Source organism: Streptomyces mexicanus (assembly GCF_902506575.1).
Classification (GTDB): Bacteria; Actinomycetota; Actinomycetes; order Streptomycetales; family Streptomycetaceae; genus Streptomyces; species Streptomyces mexicanus.
This window is the reverse complement of the sequence record NZ_LR732544.1, coordinates 6,300,815-6,307,149: the sequence shown is the minus strand read 5'-3', so window position 1 is coordinate 6,307,149 and position 6,335 is coordinate 6,300,815. Positions and strand designations below refer to the sequence as shown.

The 6,335-nt window shown below is 70.9% G+C and carries 4 protein-coding genes; 2 read left to right on the top strand and 2 right to left on the bottom strand.

The window, feature by feature from the left end; genetic code table 11:
- Window positions 1–645 precede the first annotated feature (645 nt).
- Both GV126_RS28140 and ptsP read left to right on the top strand, forming a co-directional pair.
- Entirely contained in the window at window positions 646–1,095 is a 450-nt protein-coding gene (locus GV126_RS28140; RefSeq protein ID WP_028423138.1) for a PTS sugar transporter subunit IIA, read from the top strand.
- A 108-nt stretch (window positions 1,096–1,203) separates the two neighbouring features.
- Complete coding sequence (gene ptsP, locus GV126_RS28135) at window positions 1,204–2,874, top strand: phosphoenolpyruvate--protein phosphotransferase (RefSeq protein ID WP_159672004.1); 1,671 nt, start codon at window positions 1,204–1,206, stop codon at window positions 2,872–2,874.
- A 77-nt stretch (window positions 2,875–2,951) separates the two neighbouring features.
- On the opposite strand, the gene GV126_RS28130 is transcribed toward ptsP, so the two are convergent.
- Entirely contained in the window at window positions 2,952–3,845 is an 894-nt protein-coding gene (locus tag GV126_RS28130; protein WP_159672002.1) for a DUF8829 domain-containing protein, read from the bottom strand.
- Window positions 3,846–4,027: 182 nt separating this feature from the next.
- Window positions 4,028–5,995, bottom strand: coding sequence for an acetoacetate--CoA ligase (locus GV126_RS28125; RefSeq protein WP_159672000.1), 1,968 nt, complete (start codon window positions 5,993–5,995; stop codon window positions 4,028–4,030).
- Window positions 5,996–6,335: the final 340 nt, after the last annotated feature.

Here is a 6,335-nt window from a genome sequence, read left to right as displayed (position 1 = left end):
TCCCGAAGGAGGTTCATCGTTCGACTTGCATGTGTTAAGCACGCCGCCAGCGTTCGTCCTGAGCCAGGATCAAACTCTCCGTGAATGCTTCCCCGTGATCGGGGCGAACACCACGAGAGCGGAACCGTGAGGAGGAATAATCCTCACGGTTCACAGCGTCCTCGCTGTGTTATTTCAAAGGAACCTCGCCCCAGCCATCAGACTGGAGACGGGGTATCAACATATCTGGCGTTGACTTTTGGCACGCTGTTGAGTTCTCAAGGAACGGTCGCTTCCTTCGTACTCACCCTCTCGGGCTTTCCTCCGGGCGCTTCCCTTTCGGTGATCCAAACTCTATCAGGCTTTTCCGGTCTCTCTGACCACCGTCCCGCAGGCATGCGGAAGGCGATCCGGAGATAGGATCTGACAGGTTGGGCTCCGCTCGGTCGAGGACATCCACTGATGTCCCTCATCCCCGAGCGGCCTACGACTGTACAGGGGTGGCGGACCCGGTGCAAATCGCTGCGATTGGTGGTCTAGACCACCAACGTGAGCTGACGTAAGCTCTCGCCGGTATCCGGTACTTACCGTGACATACCCTGCTCGACAGCGCGCCGTCCGGGACAGGCAGTGACGGCCCGAATCTCCACCCCTGGGAGGCTTCCCATGACCACCGTGACGTCCCCGCTCGCCGGACGTGCCATCGGACTGGCCGCAGTGCCGGACCCGGTCTTCTCCGGCGCCATGGTCGGCCCCGGTACGGCGATCGATCCCGTGCGCGAGCCGTCCGAGGCCGTCTCGCCCGTGGACGGTGTCATCGTCTCGTTGCACGCGCACGCCTTTGTCGTCGTCGACGAGCAGGGACACGGGGTGCTCACGCACCTGGGCATCGACACCGTGCAGCTCAACGGCGAGGGCTTCGAGCTGCTGGTGAACAAGGGGGACACGGTCAGGCGCGGGCAGGCCGTGGTGCGGTGGAATCCCGCCGCCGTCGAGGCCGCGGGCAAGTCTCCCGTCTGCCCGGTCGTGGCGCTGGAGGCCACCGCCGAGGCGCTCTCCGAGCTGCGGGACAGTGGTGATGTGAAGGCCGGCGACAGTCTCTTCGTCTGGTCGTGACGCCTCTCGTCGTCCCCGGGGCCGCGGGGACCGCAAGGGGCGGCGACTACGACCAACAGGACAACCACTGCGGCGGTGCGGCCGCCGCTCTCATCGGAGACGGGTGACATGGAGACAACCCTGCGAGGCGTCGGTGTGAGCCACGGAGTGGCGATCGGCGAGGTCCGGCACATGGGGACGGCGGTGCTCGAGCCGCCGGCCAAGCAGATTCCGGCCGAGGAGGCGGAGCGCGAACAGGGGCGCGCCCGCCAGGCCGTGGAGGCGGTGGCGGCCGACCTGATGGCGCGCGGCAATCTGGCCGGTGGCGAGGCCCAGGCGGTGCTCGAGGCCCAGGCCATGATGGCGCAGGACCCGGAGCTGATCGCGGATGTGGACCGGCGGATCGCCGTGGGCAGCACGGCGGAGCGTGCCGTGTACGACGCGTTCGCCGCGTACCGGGACCTGCTGGCCGGTGCGGGTGAGTATCTCGCCGGTCGGGTGGCCGACCTCGATGACGTGCGGAACCGTATCGTCGCGCGGCTGCTCGGGGTGCCCATGCCGGGTGTTCCGGACAGCGACGAGCCCTATGTCCTGGTGGCCCGGGACCTGGCGCCGGCCGACACGGCGCTGCTGGACCCGGCGCTCGTGCTGGGTTTCGTGACCGAGGAGGGCGGCCCGACCAGTCACAGCGCGATTCTTGCGCGGGCGCTCGGCGTGCCGGCCGTGGTGGCGCTGCCCGGTGCCGGTGAGCTGGCCGAGGGCACGGTGATCGCGGTGGACGGCAGCACCGGCGAGATCTTCGTCAACCCCGGGGAGGAGAAGAAGGCACAGCTGCGGGCCGCGGCTGCCGAGCGCAAGGCGGCGCTGGCCGCTTCGACGGGCCCGGGTGTCACCTCCGACGGGCACAAGGTGCCACTGCTGGCGAACATCGGTGGCCCGGCGGACGTGGCGGCGGCGGTCGAGGCCGGTGCCGAGGGTGTCGGTCTGTTCCGGACCGAGTTCCTCTTCCTGGACGACAACAAGAAGGCGCCGTCGCAGGAGAAGCAGGTCGCCGCCTACCGGCAGGTGCTGGAGGCCTTCCCCGAGGGCCGCGTGGTGGTGCGGGTGCTGGACGCGGGCGCGGACAAGCCGCTGGAGTTCCTGACGCCGGCGGACGAGCCGAACCCCGCTCTCGGCGTGCGGGGCCTGCGGACGCTGCTCGACCACCCGGAGGTGCTGCACACCCAGCTCACGGCGCTGGCCAAGGCGGCCGAGGGCCTGCCGGTCTACCTCGAGGTCATGGCTCCGATGGTCGCGGACCGGGCCGACGCCAAGGCGTTCGCGGACGCCTGCCGTGCGGCGGGGCTGCGGGCGAAGTTCGGTGCGATGGTCGAGATTCCCTCGGCCGCGCTGCGGGCGCGTTCGGTGCTGCAGGAGGTCGAGTTCCTGTCGCTGGGGACGAACGACCTCGCGCAGTACACCTTCGCCGCCGACCGTCAGGTGGGCGCGGTGTCCCGGCTGCAGGACCCGTGGCAGCCCGCGCTGCTCGACCTGGTCGCGCTGGCCGCCGAGGCGGCGAAGGCCGAGGGCAAGAGCTGCGGTGTGTGCGGTGAGGCGGCGTCGGATCCGCTGCTGGCGTGTGTGCTGACCGGTCTGGGGGTCACCTCCCTGTCCATGGGTGCGGCGTCGATCCCGTACGTCCGGGCGACGCTGGCCAAGCACACGCTGGCGCAGTGCGAGCGTGCGGCGGCGGCCGCGCGGGCCGCGGACAGCGCCGAGGACGCGCGGGCGGCGGCTCAGGCGGTGCTGTCCGGCGAGTGACCGCGCGGGGCCGAAGGGGCCTCGTGGGCGGGGTCCGGGGGGCGCTCCACCCGTGGGTGGGGCGCCCCTCGGGTGTTTCAGTGCCGGTGCCGGGATGTCGGTCCTGCCTCTCCGAGGTCGGGTGGTGTGCGGTAGTCGACGCCCGATTCGGGTGCGACCAGGTCGCCGGAGTCCACGTCGGTGCAGTAGGCGTCGAAGACCTCGCCCGCGGTGAGCGGTTCCAGCCCGTCGCCGCGCAGGCGCCAGCCGTAGACCTGGTCGGGGACGCCGGGGGCGGTGGTGCGCATGACCAGGCCGCCGGGGCGGTGGGTGGCGAGGCCGGCGGCGAGGACCGCGGTGAATTCGAGGGCTTCGGTTTCGTCGATCCGGTGGGAGCCGTCGGCCTCCTCCTCGGCGTGCAGGACGGCGAGGAGGGTTTCCGGTGTGGTGGAGACGCTGCAGACCAGGTGGTGCCGGCCCGGTGGTGCGGTGTCGAGGATCCGGGCCAGCAGGTGTGCGGCCCGGGTGAAGGCGGCGTGGCCGATGTCCTCGCCGCAGGTGGCGCAGGGGCCGACCCGGGCGAGGAGGTGGGAGGCGTACTCCCAGGTGGCCTGGCGTACGGCCTCGTCGACGAGGGTGGGGACGAGTTCGGCCAGGGGCCTGCCGTCGTAGGGGACGGTGGCGCCGGTGGTCGCCAGTTCGGCGGTGAAGCGGGCGCGACTGGCGGGGGGGTCGGGGTCGATGCCGTTGTCCGCGCAGTAGGCGGCGTACTCCTCGGGGTCGAAGAGGGCCACGCTGGTGTGGCTGCCCTGTGCGGCGCGGGTCTTCAGGAGGGCTTCGACCTGTTCCAGGTAGGTGACGTGGTCGTCGAAGGTGAAGCTGCGGTAGCGCCGCATGGCGCGGAAGTCGTGTTCGTCGGTGAGCAGGCCGATGGTGCCGGCGATCTCCTGACGCAGGACGCGTCGCATCGTCCGGTGGTCGGTGTGCGCCATGTTCTCCCCCTGTGCGCATGGTCGGTCAATGCTCACTCACAGTAACCGGCGGTACTGACAACGGGGCGGGCGCTGCGGCCACGGGACGTGCCGGGGCACGTGTGCCGGGCCTGAGGAGAGGAGGGGATCCCCGTCGGCCTCGGAGGTCCGGCCTGCTCGCGGTGGCCGACGGGGGGGGTGCTTCAGGCGCGCTTGCGGGCCAGGTCCTCGTAGAAGCGCAGGAGGTCGAGGTCGTCGATGGAGCCGGGGTTGACGGCCTTCTCCAGCGGGGTGCCTTGGAGCAGGCGCTTGACGGGTACCTCGATCCGCTTGCCGGTGAGGGTGTGGGGGACGCCGGGCACTTCGATGATCTCGTCGGGGATGTGGCGCGGGGAGAGGTGCTCGCGGATCGTGTGCTTGATCTTGGTCACGAGCGCCTCGTCGAGGACGGCGCCGGGTGTCAGGTGGACGAAGAGGGGCATCCAGTAGCCGCCGTCGGGCTGTTCGATGCCGATGACGAGGGATTCCTTGATCTCGGGGAGGCGTTCGACGGCTTCGTAGATGTCGGCGGAGCCCATCCGCACGCCCTGGCGGTTGAGCGTGGAGTCGGAGCGGCCGTGGATGATCACGGAGCCGCGGGAGGTGAGGGTGATCCAGTCGCCGTGGCGCCACACGCCGGGGTACATGGCGAAGTAGCTGTCGTGGTAGCGGCTGCCGTCGGGGTCGTTCCAGAAGCGGATCGGCATGGACGGCATGGGGTTCGTGACGACGAGTTCTCCGACCTCGTCGATCAGGGGGGCGCCGGCCGGGTCCCAGGACTGCAGGTCGGTGCCCAGGCAGGGGGCCTGCAGTTCCCCGATGTGGGCGGGGAGGGTGGGTACGGCGCCGGCGAAGCAGGAGCAGACGTCGGTGCCGCCGCTGACGGAGGCGATCCACAGGTCGGCTCGGACCTCGTCGTGCAGCCAGCGGAATCCGTCGGGGGGCAGCGGGGAGCCGGTGGTGGCCACGCACTGGACCTGGGAGAGGTCGTGGTCGCGGGAGGGGTGCAGCTGGGCCTTGCGGCAGGCCATGACGTACGCGGCGGAGGTGCCGAACAGGGTGGCTCCGGTGCGTTCGGCCACGCGCCACTGGGCGCCTGTGTCGGGATAGCCGGGGCTGCCGTCGTACAGGACGATCGTCGTGCCGGTGAGCAGGCCGGAGACGAGGAAGTTCCACATCATCCAGCCGGTGGAGGTGTACCAGAAGAAGCGGTCCTCGGGGCCGAGGTCGCAGTGCAGGCCGAGCTGCTTGAGGTGTTCGACGAGGATGCCGCCCTGGGACTGCACGATGGCCTTGGGCAGGCCGGTGGTGCCGGAGGAGTACAGCACCCACAGGGGGTGGTCGAAGGGCACCTGCTCGTAGACGGGCTCGGTGTCCGCGCGGGTCAGCGCCGCCCAGTCCAGGGCGCCCTCGGGTGCGTCGGTCCCGAGCAGCGGGATGTGGACGACGGCGCGCAGGGTGGGCAGTTCGCGGCGCAGTTCGGCGACGACGTCGCGGCGGTCGTGCTCCTTGCCGCCGTAGCGGTAGCCGTCGACGGTGAACAGCACGACGGGTTCGACCTGCTGGAAGCGGTCCAGGACGCTGCGGGCGCCGAAGTCGGGGGCGCAGGACGTCCACACGGCGCCGACGGCGGCCGTGGCGAGGAGGGCGACGACGGCCTGGGGGATGTTCGGCAGGTAGCCGCTGACCCGGTCGCCTGGGCGTACGCCCAGGGCACGCAGTTCGGCGGCCAGGGAGCCCACCTGGCGGCGCAGCTCGGCCCAGGTCACGGCCTGCGGGTCGTGGGACTCGTCGACGTGCAGGAGGGCCGGTTCGTCCGCGCGGTCGGCGGCGGCGCGCAGGGCGTGTTCGGCATAGTTCAGGGTGGCCCCGGGGAACCACTGCGCGCCGGGCATCGTGCGGTCGCCCAGCACGCGCGCGTAGGGGGTGGAGAACCGGACGTCGAACCACTCCGTGACGGCTTTCCAGAACGTCTCCAGCTCGTCGACGGACCAGCGGTGCAGCGCCGCGTATCCGCCCTCGGCCGGTGCTCCGTGGTGCTCGGCCGCCCAGGTCTGGAACTTCGTGATCCGCGCCTGGGCGATGCGCTGCGGATCGGGCTGCCAGAGCGGCAGGGGGTTCGCGGTCGTCATGGTGCGGCTCCCGGACTGTGCGCGTCGTGTGCGTCGGTCCGCGCACGGGCTGGGGTGTGCGCGTGACGCGGCTGACAGGGACGATGCCACGTGATCGACTTCCGCACCAGGGTGCGCCCCACATAGTCCGTGTCGTGAAGATGTGGCCGGAGCCTGGGTGAACGGCAGTTGAACGACACACCTGCGGGGCGCCGTCAATGGCAGGGTGAGCAGCATGGACGGTCGTGACCTGGTGCGTTCGGTGCAAGCGGTCGGTTCGGCGGGGGTGGCCCAGGGGCTGCGCACCGTGCGGGCCGCCTGGCGCAGGAAGCGCGCCGACGCACGGGGCGCAGCCCCTGGG

What these genes read in the sequence shown, in the direction of transcription:
- GV126_RS28130 (WP_159672002.1), bottom strand. Translation starts at nt 3,845, where the DNA reads ATGGCGCACACCGACCACCGGACGATGCGACGCGTCCTGCGTCAGGAG.
- GV126_RS28140 (WP_028423138.1), top strand. Translation starts at nt 646, where the DNA reads ATGACCACCGTGACGTCCCCGCTCGCCGGACGTGCCATCGGACTGGCC.
- GV126_RS28125 (WP_159672000.1), bottom strand. Translation starts at nt 5,995, where the DNA reads ATGACGACCGCGAACCCCCTGCCGCTCTGGCAGCCCGATCCGCAGCGC.
- ptsP (WP_159672004.1), top strand. Translation starts at nt 1,204, where the DNA reads ATGGAGACAACCCTGCGAGGCGTCGGTGTGAGCCACGGAGTGGCGATC.